This window comes from Sodalis sp. RH16, from assembly GCF_047324245.1.
GTDB classification, from domain to species: domain Bacteria; phylum Pseudomonadota; class Gammaproteobacteria; order Enterobacterales; family Enterobacteriaceae; genus Acerihabitans; species Acerihabitans ligni.
In genome coordinates this window covers 14,192-28,947 of record NZ_CP178737.1, presented here as the reverse complement: position 1 = coordinate 28,947, position 14,756 = coordinate 14,192, and the positions used below count along the sequence as shown (strand labels likewise).

General features: G+C 50.9%; 16 protein-coding genes, 1 other RNA gene and 1 pseudogene. 7 read left to right on the top strand and 11 right to left on the bottom strand.

The window, feature by feature from the left end:
- Window positions 1-199: 199 nt before the first annotated feature.
- The 3 genes and pseudogenes from ACL2XJ_RS00165 to ACL2XJ_RS00155 all read right to left on the bottom strand — a co-directional run bounded on the left by ACL2XJ_RS00165 (window position 200) and on the right by ACL2XJ_RS00155 (window position 2,224).
- Window positions 200-508, bottom strand: a complete 309-nt coding sequence (locus tag ACL2XJ_RS00165) for a helix-turn-helix domain-containing protein (RefSeq protein WP_413725270.1) — start codon at window positions 506-508, stop codon at window positions 200-202.
- The gene (locus ACL2XJ_RS00160) at window positions 505-828 is read right to left on the bottom strand and encodes a type II toxin-antitoxin system RelE/ParE family toxin (protein ID WP_413725269.1); all 324 of its coding nucleotides are present in this window, start codon (window positions 826-828) and stop codon (window positions 505-507) included. Before ACL2XJ_RS00160 ends, ACL2XJ_RS00165 begins: the two co-directional genes overlap by 4 nt.
- 157 nt (window positions 829-985) lie before the next feature.
- Window positions 986-2,224, bottom strand: a pseudogene (locus ACL2XJ_RS00155) (integrase domain-containing protein).
- Between the two features lie 446 nt (window positions 2,225-2,670).
- Here ACL2XJ_RS00155 and ACL2XJ_RS00150 point away from each other — a divergent pair.
- From ACL2XJ_RS00150 to ACL2XJ_RS00140, 3 genes are read left to right on the top strand one after another with little or no spacing between them, the layout of a single operon-like run.
- Window positions 2,671-3,333 carry a hypothetical protein gene (locus tag ACL2XJ_RS00150; RefSeq protein WP_413725268.1) on the top strand — a complete coding sequence of 221 codons (663 nt, stop codon included), beginning with the start codon at window positions 2,671-2,673 and terminating at the stop codon, window positions 3,331-3,333.
- Window positions 3,334-3,358: 25 nt separating this feature from the next.
- Window positions 3,359-3,574 (top strand): hypothetical protein, encoded by a 216-nt coding sequence (locus ACL2XJ_RS00145; RefSeq protein ID WP_413725267.1) that lies wholly within the window; start codon window positions 3,359-3,361, stop codon window positions 3,572-3,574.
- A gap of 3 nt (window positions 3,575-3,577) precedes the next feature.
- Window positions 3,578-3,769 (top strand): hypothetical protein, encoded by a 192-nt coding sequence (locus ACL2XJ_RS00140; RefSeq protein WP_413725266.1) that lies wholly within the window; start codon window positions 3,578-3,580, stop codon window positions 3,767-3,769.
- Window positions 3,770-4,296: 527 nt separating this feature from the next.
- Here ACL2XJ_RS00140 and ACL2XJ_RS00135 read toward each other — a convergent pair.
- From ACL2XJ_RS00135 to smpB, 3 genes are all read right to left on the bottom strand, one after another.
- Window positions 4,297-5,405, bottom strand: a protein-coding gene (locus ACL2XJ_RS00135; protein WP_413725265.1) for an IS3 family transposase whose coding sequence is annotated in 2 segments (ribosomal slippage) — window positions 4,297-5,156 and window positions 5,156-5,405 — 1,110 coding nt in all. Because the reading frame shifts where the segments join, the coding sequence is not laid out codon by codon here.
- A gap of 200 nt (window positions 5,406-5,605) precedes the next feature.
- Window positions 5,606-5,987: a transfer-messenger RNA gene (gene ssrA, locus ACL2XJ_RS00130) on the bottom strand.
- 46 nt (window positions 5,988-6,033) lie between these two features.
- Window positions 6,034-6,516 (bottom strand): SsrA-binding protein SmpB, encoded by a 483-nt coding sequence (gene smpB / locus ACL2XJ_RS00125; RefSeq protein WP_132926523.1) that lies wholly within the window; start codon window positions 6,514-6,516, stop codon window positions 6,034-6,036.
- Window positions 6,517-6,676: 160 nt separating this feature from the next.
- On the opposite strand from smpB, the gene ACL2XJ_RS00120 reads away from it, so the two are divergent.
- Both ACL2XJ_RS00120 and ACL2XJ_RS00115 read left to right on the top strand, forming a co-directional pair.
- Window positions 6,677-7,111 (top strand): SRPBCC family protein, encoded by a 435-nt coding sequence (locus tag ACL2XJ_RS00120; RefSeq protein WP_132926525.1) that lies wholly within the window; start codon window positions 6,677-6,679, stop codon window positions 7,109-7,111.
- The gene (locus ACL2XJ_RS00115) at window positions 7,104-7,388 is read left to right on the top strand and encodes an RnfH family protein (RefSeq protein WP_132926527.1); all 285 of its coding nucleotides are present in this window, start codon (window positions 7,104-7,106) and stop codon (window positions 7,386-7,388) included. The genes ACL2XJ_RS00120 and ACL2XJ_RS00115 overlap by 8 nt, the downstream gene beginning before the upstream one ends.
- A 149-nt stretch (window positions 7,389-7,537) precedes the next feature.
- On the opposite strand, the gene bamE is transcribed toward ACL2XJ_RS00115, so the two are convergent.
- From bamE to nadK, 3 genes are all read right to left on the bottom strand, one after another.
- Window positions 7,538-7,885: an outer membrane protein assembly factor BamE gene (bamE, locus tag ACL2XJ_RS00110; protein ID WP_132926529.1), complete on the bottom strand. Its 348-nt coding sequence runs from the start codon at window positions 7,883-7,885 to the stop codon at window positions 7,538-7,540.
- A 113-nt stretch (window positions 7,886-7,998) separates the two neighbouring features.
- On the bottom strand, window positions 7,999-9,660 hold the full coding sequence (gene recN / locus ACL2XJ_RS00105) for a DNA repair protein RecN (protein ID WP_413725264.1): 1,662 nt from the start codon (window positions 9,658-9,660) through the stop codon (window positions 7,999-8,001).
- 87 nt (window positions 9,661-9,747) lie between these two features.
- A complete protein-coding gene (nadK, locus tag ACL2XJ_RS00100) occupies window positions 9,748-10,626 on the bottom strand; it encodes an NAD(+) kinase (RefSeq protein WP_132926533.1) in 879 nt (292 codons plus the stop codon).
- A 183-nt stretch (window positions 10,627-10,809) separates the two neighbouring features.
- Between nadK and grpE the strand changes: the two genes are divergently transcribed.
- Complete coding sequence (gene grpE, locus ACL2XJ_RS00095; RefSeq protein ID WP_132928031.1) at window positions 10,810-11,397, top strand: nucleotide exchange factor GrpE; 588 nt, start codon at window positions 10,810-10,812, stop codon at window positions 11,395-11,397.
- Window positions 11,398-11,595: 198 nt separating this feature from the next.
- On the opposite strand, the gene ung is transcribed toward grpE, so the two are convergent.
- Window positions 11,596-12,279, bottom strand: a complete 684-nt coding sequence (gene ung, locus ACL2XJ_RS00090) for a uracil-DNA glycosylase (protein WP_132926535.1) — start codon at window positions 12,277-12,279, stop codon at window positions 11,596-11,598.
- A gap of 343 nt (window positions 12,280-12,622) precedes the next feature.
- Here ung and grcA point away from each other — a divergent pair, with 343 nt between their 5' ends.
- Window positions 12,623-13,006: an autonomous glycyl radical cofactor GrcA gene (gene grcA / locus ACL2XJ_RS00085; RefSeq protein ID WP_132926537.1), complete on the top strand. Its 384-nt coding sequence runs from the start codon at window positions 12,623-12,625 to the stop codon at window positions 13,004-13,006.
- Between the two features lie 366 nt (window positions 13,007-13,372).
- On the opposite strand, the gene srmB is transcribed toward grcA, so the two are convergent.
- Window positions 13,373-14,716 (bottom strand): ATP-dependent RNA helicase SrmB, encoded by a 1,344-nt coding sequence (gene srmB / locus ACL2XJ_RS00080; RefSeq protein WP_132926539.1) that lies wholly within the window; start codon window positions 14,714-14,716, stop codon window positions 13,373-13,375.
- Between the last annotated feature and the right edge of the window lie 40 nt (window positions 14,717-14,756).

Genomic DNA, 14,756 nt, shown 5'->3' with positions numbered 1-14,756 from the left:
ATCTTCAAGGACGGTAATAGCTGAGGCACGATCCTGCATCAGGTTCTTAAAGGGGCGGATGCCACGTCATATGGATCGCTGAATGATCGATCCTAAGGCAACGCAGACATAGACTCTTTCAAGAATCGGGGCTTCTAAATGTCCTTTTTTTACTGTTAGCCGACTGTCAGATTGAGCAACGGCTGATCCCTAAAAATAATTATACAAAACGGATTTGCAGTTTTTTCCCTACCGCAGCGGCATATTTTTTCAGCGTGTTATAAGACGGTCCTTGGGTACCGGAGGCTAAACCGCTTTCCAACCGTGTAATCGCCGTTGCTTTGGTCCCCATTCGCTCAGCGACTTGCGCTTGGGTGAGGCCGGCTTTTTTGCGTGCGGCCAACAGCTCATCAAGCAGGGCGAATTCCCCGTCCAGCTTTTCATATTCAGCCTTGAATTCCGGTTGCTCCATCCAATTAGAGACCATTTCGGCATGGGTTTTGGTTGGCGGTATGCGTTTAGCGTTCATTTTTTTACCTCTCTCAATCTGGCTTCAGCGATGCTGAGTTCTTTACGCGGCGTTTTTTGGGTTTTCTTGATAAAGCTATGCAGCATCACAATTCGCTTTCCCACTACCGCGCAAAAGAACACACGTCCAATCCCTTCGTTACCTTTTACTCGAAGTTCGAAAAGTCCATTTCCGAAGGCGCTGGTGTGTGGCTCACCGAGGTTACCACCGTATACTGTCATACGTTCGGTAAGCCTGGTATACCTGGCTCGCAAAGACAATGGCCAATGATCGATATCGTATCGAACGTCTTCACTGTAGTAATCAATAGTGTATTCCATGGCTCAAAACATAACAAAAACGTTATGTTTATGCAAGCCGCAACGACTGTAACCCAAAGGGTATAACACAGCAGAAATCCTTATCTTACTCCCGATTAAACGCATAATAATGAGCAACAGAAAATTGAATGGAAGTGATCAGCGTTAGACTGATCGGTTATAAAACTCTTAACCCTTTTATTCCTTCGCTCATCATGCTTCCGCTATCTGCGGTCGACACAAATTCGGCCCACCACTGCATCATCGGGCGTCGTTGTTCAAGGTAATCACTACGATTGTAGGCGCGGCGTACTTCATTTTTATCCACATGTGCCAGCGCGGCTTCGATAACGTCTGGCGGGAAGCCTTGTTCGTTAAGCGTGGTGCTGGCGATTGAACGCAGCCCATGGGATACCAGGACCCCACCAAAACCAGCGCGTTTCAGCGCTGCATTCACCGTTTGGCTGTTCATCGGTTGCCTCGGTTTTATGCGGCTGGGGAAAACGTATTCACGCTGGCCGCTCAGTGGCTTCATAATCTCCAGAATAGATAATGCCTGCGCAGAAAGCGGCACTATATGCTCCCGGTTCATTTTCATGCGTTCGGCCGGTATATGCCATTCTTTCGCTGATAAATCGAGTTCTGTCTAACGGGTATCCGAGGCTTCGGCAGGGCGGCTAATCGTCAGTAGCTGCCACATAAATAAACAACGGGTGGGGAGTTCGATGTTAGCCAGCCGCATCGTTTGCATCAGTTGCGGTAGTTGATCTGGGCGGATGCTGGGCATGTGTTTTTTCTGCGGTTTCTCGAATGCCTTGCTGATATTGACGCTGGGCTCCGCATCGATCAGACCAACGTTCATGGCATAGATCATCACCTCGTTAATCCGCTGGCATAACCGCCTAACCGTTTCCAGCGCACCTCTGGCCTGCACCGGCTGGATAGCCTGCACAAGCGTGCATGCTTTAATCTTCGTAATACTGATATCGCCGATGGCGGGAAAGATGTCCTTTTCGAGGGAGCGCCAAATATCGAAGGCATAGTCGGCGGTGACGCTGCTCTTTTTTAGCTGGAGCCAGCGTTCGGTAATGGCCTTAAAGGTGTTGGATTGGGTTTCGAGCGCTTGCTTGCGCAATGAAAGCTGGTGTTCATAAGGGTCAATATCTTTTACCAGCAGGGCACGGGCCGCTGTACGGCGTTGCCGGGCGTCGGCTAGAGTGACTTCGGGATAAGGCCCAAAAGTCAGCTTTGCGCGCTTTTTGGTTAAAGGTCGGTAGTAGCGCATTTGCCAGACTTTTCTGCCGCTGCTTTTGATGAGCAGTTGCAGACCGTCTCCGTCATGCAGTGTGTAATCCGCCTCCTGTGGTTTGGCGGCTTTGATCTCCGTATCGGTGAGGGGTTTTGTTAACCGTTCCATAGGTACCTCCATCATTTAGGTACCCGCTGGATGGGTACCTGCCTTTCGGGTACCTAAGAAGGTACCTAAAAGTTATGGAGGCCACAAGATCGCCACAGCACCCAGCATACGTGAAAAAGCCCGCAGGGCTTGCGCCATGCGGGCTTCTTGGACTTACTTGACGTTCTATAGAACAGAATTTGGTGGAGCTGGGTAAAAGCGCCACCAAATACTAACTTGCTGATTCTTTTGGCAATGTAGCGGGAATCAATGTCACATCACTATGCCACAATGGAATGACTCTTCACAAGTAGTGAATGACAGTTTATAAACCAATTATTTTTGTGATCAGTATCAATAATAATGACTTGAATGATAAAATTAACTTATCTATGATATTGCCTATATATAGTGTTCTTTTAGGATTTTAGAATCAATATGTAGTTTGGTATCTCTGGGAGTGGGAATTGAGCAGAACTGAAGAAGAGATAAAACAGGCTACGGCAATCTATTCTGTTTTCAAGGCGGAAGTTGATAAGCGAGAGCTATCAAATACAGATAATTATGACAAAAACATATTAACTCTATCATCCGCAGGCTTGGCAATATCTCTCACGCTGTTAAAGGATATAGCTAGTAAAGAAGGCCCATTTTGGGTGTTTTTTCTCTATATGTCTTGGGTTTTTTTTGGCTTGGCCATCCTCTCAACTATTTCTAGCTTCCTGATAAGTAATAAAGCATTAGTCAAACAATTGGCTATAGCAGAACGCTACTATTTGGATGGTGATCTGAATGCTTTTAGTGAAAAAAATAAATGGGCCCAGTTTACATCTCTAGTTAATTGGTTTTCAGGTGGGTTCTTCATACTCGCGATCATCTCAGTAATTTTATTTGGTGCGTTAAACTTTTCAAAGAGGCCTGCAATGAGTAGCAATGACTCCAAAAAATGTACGCCAGTAAGAATTGATGAAGGGCATGTGATGCCGCAAATGCAAAAAGTACAAGTCGACAAGGGGGCTGTTATACCGGCAATGCCAAGAGCTCCGGCGTCAATTCCTGTTCCGACAAATCCTGCTGTATCACCATCATCTCCATCGGTTCCTAATCCGGTGAAACCTTCAAACCCGTAAAAAATGTATGAAAACGGAGCAAGCTATGAGTGATGAATTTAGCGATAATAGATCTCAAATCAGCATGGAAGGGCATTCTGTGCCAGTCATGCAACGCGTATTTACAGGTAATGGGGCAAATGTACCAACTATGCAGTCTATCCCTCCTACAGCCCCACAAACCTCACAATCTACTGGTCAAACATCCAGAACCCAGCAGCTATCGGCTTCTTTAGCTAACAAATCATCCGGTAGAGGATAGAAAATGAGTAATAAAAACAATACGATTATTCATATGGTTGTTGGCGATGGGGCTATCGTTCCTCAAATGATGAAGAGTCAACCTGCTAATGTTGAAAAACACGGCGCTACAATACCTAAAATGCAGCCAAACCCTACTCAAACTTCAGTTTCTCCTCAGACTGCTCAACAACCGTCAAGCAATCCTAAAAAATAACTCTATATCAATATTTTTAGCGTTGTATTCTCATATTAACAATGTTGCGAATTCAGATTCCTCTTTGGGAACTGAATTAGGGTCCAAGAAATAGTTGGGATAAACCGCAGAACTGATCCCCTGCGGTTTATCGATACTGATTACAATCGTGGTTCAGCAACAGCTTCGAGTCTGATGTTGGTCATCAGTCCGCCAATTAGTGCAGCAAATAACACTCTAAACCCTGTCCCAAAATCGAAAATCATCACCCAATCCGACGAGTTAATACCAACGAAGAGTAGTGCAAAGCTCGGCAGAAGTAGCAATGCAATTAGCGAGAGGGTAGCCCCACGTTTTCTAATGGATGATGAACGTTCGGATAGCTTCGTGATCCCGAAGCCTATAAGCGGTGGGCATATCAGCGAGTACATCAAAACATATGGGCCGTTACTGATAAAAAGCCCACCGATTAACAATGCTATGGAGATCACAGCCATCGTTACTGCAAGATCATGCAGACTTTTATCATGGTGTAGTCCCCCCGGTTTTTAGTACCACTGCCAATGAGGATCTCCGACCAGTTTTTGCCTTGCGTAGATAACTGGCGGCATATCGCCGAGTGAGCTGTGTGGACGCTCCTCGTTATATTCTGTACGCCAGCTCTCTATTAAAAACCGCACTTCAGATAGCGTCCGGAACAGATACATATCAAGTATTTCTGTTCGCAGGGTTTTGTTGAACCGCTCGATAAATCCGTTTTGCATTGGCCTACCAGGCTGAATAAAATCCAGCATGACACCGTTATCCTCTGCCCATTCCGCCAAGGCAACAGCGGTAAGTTCGGGTCCGTTGTCACTTCGAATATAAGCCGGATAACCTCTCTCGCTGCTGAGTCGGTCCAGGATACGGACGACACGATGAGCCGGTATATTTAAATCAACTTCGATTGCCAGTGCTTCCCGATTAAAATCATCGACCACATTGAACAGGCGGAACCTTCGCCCATCTATCAAGGCATCACTCATAAAATCTACTGACCAGCAGTGGTTCATTTTATGCGGAATAACCAAAGGCTGGGGATGACGGTTGGGCAATCGTTTTTTCCCCTTACGCCTGAGGTTTAACTTCAACAATCGATATATTCGGTAAACCCGGTTTGCATTCCAGCTCTGTCCGAACTGACGTAACTTATTGAACATCAGACCAAAGCCATAGGCCGGATACTGTTGCGCCAGTTTTTGTAATGCCTCTATCACCGGCAGGTCCCGCGCGGTGTTATGGCGATAATGCAAAAGACTTCGACTGATGCCAATAATCCGACACCCGCGACGCTCGCTGGCGTGATGTTCCTTCATGACATAACGCACCAACTCGCGTTTCTCAGGTGCCGTTAAAGTTTTTTTGCTACGACATCCTTAAGGATTTCATGATCCAAGCTCAGGGAAGCATACATCTGCTTTAGTCGGCGATTTTCTTCTTCAAGCTCTTTCATCCGCTTGATATCAGAGGATTCCATCCCGCCGTATTTGGATTTCCAGTTATAGTAGCTGGCTTCTGAAACACCGTTTTCGCGACAGACATCTTTCACATGCCGGCCACCTTCAACTTCTTTCAGGACTCGCAAGATCTGAGTTTCAGTGAAACGCGCTTTCTTCATGATGAGCCTCCCGTTGGTTGCATTTTAACCAAAGAACTCCATTAAGCGGTAAGACTAAATACAGGGGGGACTACAGTTACGCTGATAGATGTAGTGGGGGATGTTGCTAGATAGCATATGGTACACTCCTGAGTCACAGTTGTGACACATGCCAAAAGAAAAACGGCCTGAATCTCAAAGAGAATCAGACCGTTAGATAGTGGTGGAGCTGGGGGGATTTGAACCCCCGTCCGGAATTATTACGTCCTCGGCACTACATGCTTAGTCCAGTCATTACATTCACCTGCCAGCTGCGGACGGACACGCTACTGACAAACTAGCCTGATTAGTTTTAGCGCTTTAACCCCAGGCAGGATCTCCACGCGAGCTCTTTTGGGTTTGACCTCTCTTGATCCCCGTCCTAAGAGCGAAGGCTAGGGAGAGAGGGAACCTTCAGGGTATTAAGCTGATTAAGCTGCTAAAGCAGCAGGTTCGAACGAGTTATCGTTTGCAATTATTTTTTTGAGGCTGTTTAACGAGGCCTACCTCACCTCGGCATGCACCTTGGGTTTCACAAATCCCGTCGAATCCAGAATCAGCCCCAAGTTGTTAATTTCATTATAGCAAAAACGCGGGGGCGGGGCAAACCTTAACGGCCGGCGTGCTTCATTATGCGCGCTTTATCCACCTGCCATTCGCGTTCTTTGATATCTGTGCGTTTGTCATACTCTTTTTTACCCTTGGCGACGCCGATGCGTACCTTGATCCAGGCGTTTTTCCAATAAAGGGATAGCGCCACCACGGTATACCCCTCGCGGTTAACCCGGCCGAAGAGCGTGGAAAGCTCGCGATGGTTGAGCAGCAGCTTGCGGGTACGCGTGGGATCGCACACCACATGGGTGGAGGCCACCGCCAACGGCTGAAAAGTGGCGCCAAAAAGAAAGGCCTCGCCGTCTTTAAGCAGCACATAGCTGTCACTGATGTTGGCTTTGCCGGCACGCAGCGATTTGACTTCCCATCCCTGCAACGAGAGTCCTGCTTCGAACTCTTCCTCTATGAAGTATTCATGTCGGGCGCGTTTGTTCAGCGCAATAGTGGCGGAGCCTGGTTTTTGAGCTTTTTTCTTTGTCATGATACTAAATATTATACAGTTTTATGGAGGGAATTAAATGCTTTCCTGACCCGGTTGCCGGGTTTTCGAGCAAATGGCGTTAAACAAGCGGTAACAGATTTTTTATCTCATGACAGATAAATGATAATATTAAGTAGTTAACGACATGACAGGAACTCTTATGCCTCATATCAGTCGTTCCGCCTTGGTACCCTACAGCGTGGAACAAATGTTTGCTCTGGTAAACGATATCAGTGCTTATCCGGAATTCATACCCGGCTGTACCGGCAGCCGGGTGCTGGGAAAAGAAGGTAACGAGCTGACCGCCGAGATGGATGTGTCCAAGGCAGGCATCAGCAAAACGTTTGTCACGCGCAACGTGATAACCGATAACGAGAGCATTGTGATGCGCCTGGTGTCGGGGCCGTTTCGCACGTTTTCCGGCGACTGGCGGTTTACCACCTTGAGCCCGGAAGCCTGCAAGGTGGAATTCGAACTCAGTTTTGAATTCAAGAATAAATTAATCGAACTGGCGTTCGGCCACATCTTCAAGGAGATGGCCAATAGCATGGTGCAGGCCTTTACCCGCCGTGCGCAGCAGGTTTACAGTGCCTGACATCCGGGTAGAGGTGGTATATGCCTTGCCTGAGCGGCAATATCTTTACCCGCTCACCTTGCCCGCAGGCAGCATGCTTAAAGACGCCATTGAGGCCTCCGGTATTTTGGCCCTGCGGCCTGATATTGATCTGGGCAAAAACAAGGTGGGGATATTCAGCCGGCCCGCCGTGCTGGAGGATATCCTGAATGACGGCGATCGGGTGGAGATTTACCGGCCGCTGTTGTTGGATCCGAAGGAGTGGCGGCGTCAGCGTGCGGAGCGCACCAGGAAGTAAGACGGAGCGGCGTGTCCGTCTAGCTGTTGTTTTGCGGCCATCTCTTTGGCGGACTCAGTTCCAGAACTACACCAGAACTACACCAGCAACACACCTGAACGACAGCCGCCGGATATCATTACCGGCCGCCGCCGCTATGGCGCTGGCCGTTATGAGCTGGGGGCATTCAGCGCTGCCTGGTTATCGATATGGGTCAATGTGCCGCTGTTATCGAATGTCAGGGTAAGGGTTTGCTGGGTTACCGGCTCATGGCCCGGCTGGCGGCGGAACACGTAAAACCAGGTATTGGTGCCGAACGGGTCGTGTAGCATTGGCGTGCCTAACGTATAAGCCACTTGTTGCTTGGTCATGCCGGTATGAAGTTTCGCCACGTCAGCTGTGGTCAGATAATTTCCCTGATTGATATCGGGGCGGTAAACCAATCTTTCCAGCGTAGAACAACCGGCGGTTAACATCAGAAGAACGACGGCAGCGGCGGTCAACGTCTTACAGCTCATAATAATCACATTCCTTTTGGGCATAGGATGCCGATGATAATAGACCTTGCCGACATTGGGAACCTCTAGAAGGCCCATCTATGACCGCGGGAACGTAAAAAAGTTGAGCTTTTCTATGCTGCGAGCAGTTCTTTAGCATTTGCCAGCGTATTTTTAGTCACTTCGCTACCGCCCAACAGACGCGCCAGCTCTTGCAGGCGGGCTTTTTTGTTCAGCGAAAGCATCTGTGTTTCGGTCTCGTTGCCATCGGTATTTTTGCTGACATAAAAGTGGTGATGGCCCGAGCCGGCAACCTGCGGTAAATGGGTAACGCACATCACCTGGGTGGACTCGCCCAGCTGACGCAGCATTTTACCCACAATCGCCGCGGTAGGGCCACTGATGCCGACATCAACTTCATCAAATATCAAGGCCGGGGTATCCATCTTACGCGCGGTAATGACCTGGATTGCCAGGGCGATGCGGGATAATTCGCCGCCGGAGGCCACTTTCGCCAGGGGCTGCAGCGGTTGCCCGGGGTTGGTGGTGACCAGGAATTCGATGCGGTCACAACCGTCGGCGCTGAGCTGGTCTTCATCAAAATGGACGGCGATGGATAATTTCCCGTGGGGCAACGACAGCTCGCGGATGCTGCGGGTGATAAGCTCCCCCAATTCCCCCGCATGCTCCAGCCGTTTCTGGTTGAGCTGGCGGGCGGCGTGTAGCGCCTGTCCATGATACCGTTCCACTGCCTCCGCCAACCCCTGTGCGTCGATATCCTGCCGTTCGCTTGATTCCTGCTCCTGAAGGAGACGCTGATATAACTGCGGCAATTCCTCCGGGGCGACATGATGCTTGCGCGCCAGGTTCATCTGCCGCGAAAGCCGCTGCTCCAGTTCAAACAGCCGTGCCGGATCCAAATCCAGATTCTCGCCGTAGTGGCGCAGCTCATCGCTGGCTTCGGTGAGCTGTATGGAGGCTTCCTCCAGTAAATCCAGAATGGGGGAAAGGGCGGCATCCATACCGGCAAGTTCGGTCACCCGCTGCTTGACCCCATACAATAACCCGAGCAGATTTTGGTCTTCCCCCTCGCTCAGGGTCTCGAGGGCCTGGCGGGTGGTGGTAATCAACTGGCCGCTGTTGGCCAGGCGCTTATATTCCAGGTCCATGAGTTCATATTCATCCGCCACCGGCATAAACTCATTGAGTTCCTTTAACTGATATTGAAGCAGCTCGCGTCGGGCGGCGCGGTCGGCGGCGTTTTTTCGGGATGCGGCCAGTTCAAGGCAGCTTTGATGCCACTGCCGGTAAGCGCCCGCCATGGTCTGGCGCAGCGCTTTTTCATCGGCATAGGCATCCAGCAGGTGCTTTTGATGATCCGGCCGCATCAGCAGCTGGTGGGCATGCTGTCCGTGGATTTGTATCAGGTGGTGCCCCAGATCCCGCAGCTGCGACAGCGGCACGGACACGCCGTTGATAAAGCCGCGGGAGCGCCCGTCCTGGCCCACCACCCGGCGCAAAAGGCATTCATTGCCGTTGTCCAGCTCGTTATCCGCCAGCCACCGCGCGGCCAGGGGAGTATCGCCGAGGACGAACCGGGCGCAGATATCCGCCCGGGGCGCGCCGGGCCGCACCATGGCGGCGTCCGAGCGGCTGCCGAGGCAAAGGCCGAGCGCATCGATGGCAATGGATTTACCCGCACCGGTTTCGCCGGTTATCACGCTCATTCCCGCTTGAAAATCGATGGTTAATTCACGCACTATGGCAAAATTAGCGATGGTCAGTTGAGACAGCATGGCGATATTCCTGTACAAAACAACATAGCTGGAGTTAAGCACAGTATAAACTGGTTTTTTATACAGTAAAGCGGCGGCTGCCGCTTTTTAAAATAATTTTTTCGACCAGCCCAGTTTGGTGCTCAGCGTGTTGAAATAGTTGTAATCAAGAGGATGCACCAAATCGAGGTGGTACTCGCTGCGGCGGATGAAAATCTCTTCGCCTTCCTGAATGGGCAGGGCTATCTGGCTGTCGCAGCTGATCTCCAGTTCGCTGCCGATTTGGGAAAACTTCAACCGTATGGTGCTGCTGCCGTTGATGACCAGCGGCCGTGACGATAGGGTATGGGGAAACATGGGCACCAGTACGATGGCGTCCAGCGGCGGGGTGAGTATGGGGCCGCCGGCGGAGAGGGAATAGGCGGTGGAGCCGGTGGGGGTGGCGATAATCAGACCGTCGGAACGTTGGGAGAAAGCGAAGCTATCGTCAATATACACTTCGAATTCAATCATATGCGCGACCTTGCCGGGATGCAGGACCACTTCATTGATGGCGGTGCTGAGCCGTCCGCATTGGTTGTCGCGGCAGACCTGCGCTTCCAGCAGGAAGCGCTCTTCACAGCGGTAGTCTCCCGCCAGTACATCTGACAGCTGCTGCAGGGCTGAATCCGGATCGAGATCGGTGAGAAACCCCAGGTTGCCGCGGTTTATGCCAATCACCTTGGTGTCGTAGCGCGCCAGGATACGCGCCGCGCCAAGCATATTGCCGTCCCCCCCCACCACTACCGCCAGATCGGCCCGCTGGCCGATGTCGGCGAGGCTGCCGGTGGCTGCGCCTTCCAGATTAAGGTCCCGGGCGATTTGATGCTCGATGATAACCTCATGTCCTTTCGCGATCAGCCAATGGTAGAGCATTTCATGAGTGGCCAGGGCGTTTGGATGACGCGGATGGCCGACAATGCCGATGCTCTTAAAGGGTGTATTCATGTTGTTGTTTTCCTCGCCGTGTTTTGCTGACTATACCCTTCATCTTTCAAGTTGCAGCCGCGCTGTCTGCAATTTGAAATCCATTGGGTATACATTATGCGACATCCCTTGAATCCCTGCTATTCATCCCCATAATAAGCGGAGTAGCAAGATTAAAAAGGCTAAAACGCGGAGAAACTCATGATGAGTAGTAAAGAACAGAACGCCCCTGACGAGCAAGTCTCACCGGAAATCGATATGGAACCAGAGCAACAGTCGGAAGCTGTGCCCGAGACGGCAGAAGTCGTGGATCCGCGCGATGAGCAAATTGCTGTTTTGCAGGCCAGGGTGGATGAACTACAACAACGGGAACGCGACAGCATGCTACGAGCCAAGGCGGAAATGGAAAATGTGCGTCGCCGTGCCGAACTGGATGTGGAAAAGGCCCATAAATTCGCTTTGGAAAAATTTGCCGGCGAACTGCTGCCGGTCATTGATAACCTTGAGCGCGGGCTGGATACGGCCGACAAGTCCAACAGCGAGCTGACCCCGCTTATCGAAGGCATTGAACTGACGTTGAAATCCTTGCTGGATGCGGTGCGCAAATTCGGCATCGAGGTGGTGGGGGATACCCATGTTCCTTTCGACCCCGCAGTCCATCAGGCGATGACCATGCTGGAATCGGACGAGCATGAGCCTAACCAGGTCATGATGGTGATGCAAAAGGGCTATACCCTGAACGGACGCCTGCTGCGCCCGGCCATGGTGGCTGTGTCGAAGGCCCGCAGCTAACGATATCAGCCCTTGGCGCAGCCATAATGGCTTGAATGCATTATTGAATTCCTCCCGCCGGTTGGCAAACTGTCAGCCTCGGCGGGGTTAGAGGCGCCTGAAATATCCCGATTCCCGCCCAACCAAAGATTCTCATCTTCCCGGCTTGCCCTTACCGATCAGAATGGGTCCTGGCCGTCGCTGCCGTCGCTGCGTAAATCAATGAGACGGCAGATGCGGCTGCCAGTCTATGGGTTCTTGCCCCTGCTCTATTAAAAACGCGTTGGCTTTAGAGAAGTGTTTACAGCCCAAAAAACCCCGGTGCGCCGACAGCGGCGAAGGATGGGGCGCCTTGAGAATATGATGGCGTTTAGGATCGATAATTCCGCCTTTCTTTTGCGCATGGGAACCCCAGAGCAGGAAAACCACCCCCTCGCGGCACTCATTCAGCACTTCAATAACTTTATCAGTAAAGGTTTCCCAGCCCAGGCTGGCGTGGGAATGGGCTTTGCCCGCTTCCACCGTCAATACGGTATTGAGCAGTAGCACGCCTTGTCCGGCCCAGCTTTGCAGGCAACCGTGATCCGGAATGGTAAAACCGGGAATGTCCGCGCTGAGTTCTTTATAGATATTCACCAGTGAGGGCGGGGCGGGCACGCCCGGCCGAACGGAAAAGGAAAGGCCGTGGGCCTGGTTGGGGCCATGGTAGGGATCCTGTCCGAGAATGACGACTTTCACCGTTGCCAGTTCCGTATAACGGAACGCGTTGAATACGTCAGGTTGCGGCGGATAGACGGTTTTTCCCTCCGCCCGCTCCTGTGCCACGAAAGCCAGGGTTTGCCGGAAGTAGGGTTTGGTTTTTTCTTCAGCGAGGGTATCCCGCCAGGTGGGGCTCTGCGTCATGGTACGCTCCATGTTGGATAATGACTTATCCGGTAGCTTACCGGGTAACGACCGTCGGCGAAATGCTTAATGTAATGAGATGCATGGCAAATTAAATTGTATTATTTCAAAATTATTTTAAAAAAAGTGCCGGCGCTAAAACAACAAAATTGATATAAAACATAAACATGTCTTTTTGGTAAAAGACTTATCGCCTTAAAAATTGATTTAAATCAAGGATAGTCGGCCGATTGGCTGGTATATAATCAGGCAGACGAATTGGTTTTACCAAATGTCCACAAACGCAAAACATGCAGTAGGGACATGGCGTGAAAATTTTGAAAGCCACACCACGGAGGCATCTATGATTATCGGAACTCAAATTACCCAGGCCGACAATAAAGCTTTGATTAATTCTTTCTGGCTGCTGGATAACAGTGTGGAGCAGGCGCGTTGCCTGTGTGCTGTTGCCGGCTATGCCGATGATCAGGTCGTAGCGTTAAGCGAACTGGGCAACATTGAATATCGCCAGATTCCCATTGAACAAAAAGAAGTCGTGCGCGTAGAAGGCGGGCAGCATTTGAATGTGAATGTGTTAACCCGTGAAACTTTGGAAGACGCCATCGCCAATCCGGATAAGTATCCGCAATTGACCATCCGCGTATCCGGTTATGCCGTACGTTTTAACTCGTTAACGCCGGAACAGCAGCGCGATGTTATCACCCGTACGTTTACATCAGCCATCTAATGGTCTTTGTAGTGCATTAAGGGAGCCTAGGCTCCCTTTTTTCATGGATCGGATTTTAGAGTGTTATATAATTTTATTATAAATCAATGTATTAAAAACTGAATAAGATAAAAACAGGTTTATATCAAATAACGGAATTGACCCGCTGTCACTATTTTGAACAGAACTTGTTTCAAATCATATGGCAGGTAACTAATTGAAATAATACTAAAAATAACTCAATAATTATTTTATCAAAAAAAAAAATTTTAGTTAAGTATCATAAATACAATCATTCTCATTTCTAGAGTGTTAAACCCCTGAAAGATCGGGTGTGGCATAAAAAAAAGCCGCCCCGGCGGGCGGCTTTTTTAGAGGTGCGATGCATTATTCATCAGCGGGTTTTGCCGCCGCTGCCGATTCACTCTCAACCTGTTTGCCCGCCCGGCGCTTGCCGATATTTCTTTTATCGCGCAGACGCACTTTGACCTTGTCTTTCACCTGTCCCTGCTGCTTTTTCTCCTTCCGTTTCGCCAACACTTTTTTCGATGGCTTACCGGTGGCTTTTGGCGACGGCGCACGGGTGGCGGGGCGTAACTCGTCCACGATCCGTGCTTTCAAAGGTTCGTTAAGATAGCGGCTTATTTTGCCCAGCAGCAGGTGATCGTGGGCTTCAATCAGGGAAATCGCGGTGCCTTTTTTGCCCGCCCTGGCGGTGCGGCCGATGCGGTGCAAATACACGTCGGCGGTGGTGGGCAGATCGAAATTAATCACATGGCTGACATCATCTATATCCAGCCCGCGCGCCGCAACGTCGGTGGCCACCAGCACCGCCATGCGTCCGTCGCTCATGCGTTTTATGGCTTCATTGCGTTTGGCCTGCACCATTTCCCCTTCCAGATAGCAGGAGGTAATGCCCGCCTCATGCAGCCAGCCCACCAGTTCATGGACGCGTTCGCGCTTGCGGACAAAAACAATGGTTTTTGTCACGTCGGGCTGTTTTAGCAAATGGCAAAGCAGGGCGGTTTTGTGCTTGAGATCGTCGGCGCGGTAATACCACTGGACGATTTTTTTGCGTTCGCGCCGGGAGGAAGCAGCATCGATTTCAACCGGATCGTTGAGCAGGCGCTCGGCAAAATCCTTCACCGCGTTGCCTTCCAGGGTGGCGGAAAACAGCAGCGTCTGCTTGCGCCAGCGGGTTTCGGCGGCAATCACCTCCACGTCATGGGCAAATCCCATTTCCAGCATCCGGTCCGCTTCATCCAGAATCAGCGTTTCCACCGCGCGGCAGTCGAAATTTTCTTCTGTGATGTACTGCAGCAGCCGGCCGGTAGTGGCCACCACGATGTCCTGATTTTCGCTGAACACTTCCATATGATTCATATACGCCACGCCGCCGGTGATGGTGGCGACGTCAATCTGGGTATGGGCCGCCAGTTCCCTGGCCTGATCAGCGACCTGCATGGCCAGTTCACGGGTGGGCGTGACGATCAATACCCGCGGCGGCCCGGATTTCCTGCGGGGAAAATCCAGCAGGTGTTGCAGCACCGGCAGCAGGTAGGCGGCGGTTTTACCGGTTCCGGTAGGCGCCGAACCCAACACGTCGCGTCCCTCCATGGCCGGCGGGATCGCTTCGGCCTGAATGGCGGTAGGGCGCTCATAGCCTTTATCCTGCAGGGCGGCGAGCAGGCTTTCATGTAGGTCGAGTTCGGTGAATTGGGTTACGGTCATGGTCTACCTCTGGTTGGGGCGCAGATTATAGACGGATCCC

Excerpts from the sequence above, each read along its gene's own strand:
- ACL2XJ_RS00120 (WP_132926525.1), top strand. The coding sequence starts at position 6,677 with ATGCCTCATATCAGTCGTTCCGCCTTGGTACCCTACAGCGTGGAACAA.
- ACL2XJ_RS00145 (WP_413725267.1), top strand. The coding sequence starts at position 3,359 with ATGAGTGATGAATTTAGCGATAATAGATCTCAAATCAGCATGGAAGGG.
- ACL2XJ_RS00165 (WP_413725270.1), bottom strand. The coding sequence starts at position 508 with ATGAACGCTAAACGCATACCGCCAACCAAAACCCATGCCGAAATGGTC.
- grcA (WP_132926537.1), top strand. The coding sequence starts at position 12,623 with ATGATTATCGGAACTCAAATTACCCAGGCCGACAATAAAGCTTTGATT.
- grpE (WP_132928031.1), top strand. The coding sequence starts at position 10,810 with ATGAGTAGTAAAGAACAGAACGCCCCTGACGAGCAAGTCTCACCGGAA.
- ACL2XJ_RS00160 (WP_413725269.1), bottom strand. The coding sequence starts at position 828 with ATGGAATACACTATTGATTACTACAGTGAAGACGTTCGATACGATATC.
- smpB (WP_132926523.1), bottom strand. The coding sequence starts at position 6,516 with ATGACAAAGAAAAAAGCTCAAAAACCAGGCTCCGCCACTATTGCGCTG.
- srmB (WP_132926539.1), bottom strand. The coding sequence starts at position 14,716 with ATGACCGTAACCCAATTCACCGAACTCGACCTACATGAAAGCCTGCTC.
- ACL2XJ_RS00140 (WP_413725266.1), top strand. The coding sequence starts at position 3,578 with ATGAGTAATAAAAACAATACGATTATTCATATGGTTGTTGGCGATGGG.
- ung (WP_132926535.1), bottom strand. The coding sequence starts at position 12,279 with ATGACGCAGAGCCCCACCTGGCGGGATACCCTCGCTGAAGAAAAAACC.
- nadK (WP_132926533.1), bottom strand. The coding sequence starts at position 10,626 with ATGAATACACCCTTTAAGAGCATCGGCATTGTCGGCCATCCGCGTCAT.
- bamE (WP_132926529.1), bottom strand. The coding sequence starts at position 7,885 with ATGAGCTGTAAGACGTTGACCGCCGCTGCCGTCGTTCTTCTGATGTTA.
- recN (WP_413725264.1), bottom strand. The coding sequence starts at position 9,660 with ATGCTGTCTCAACTGACCATCGCTAATTTTGCCATAGTGCGTGAATTA.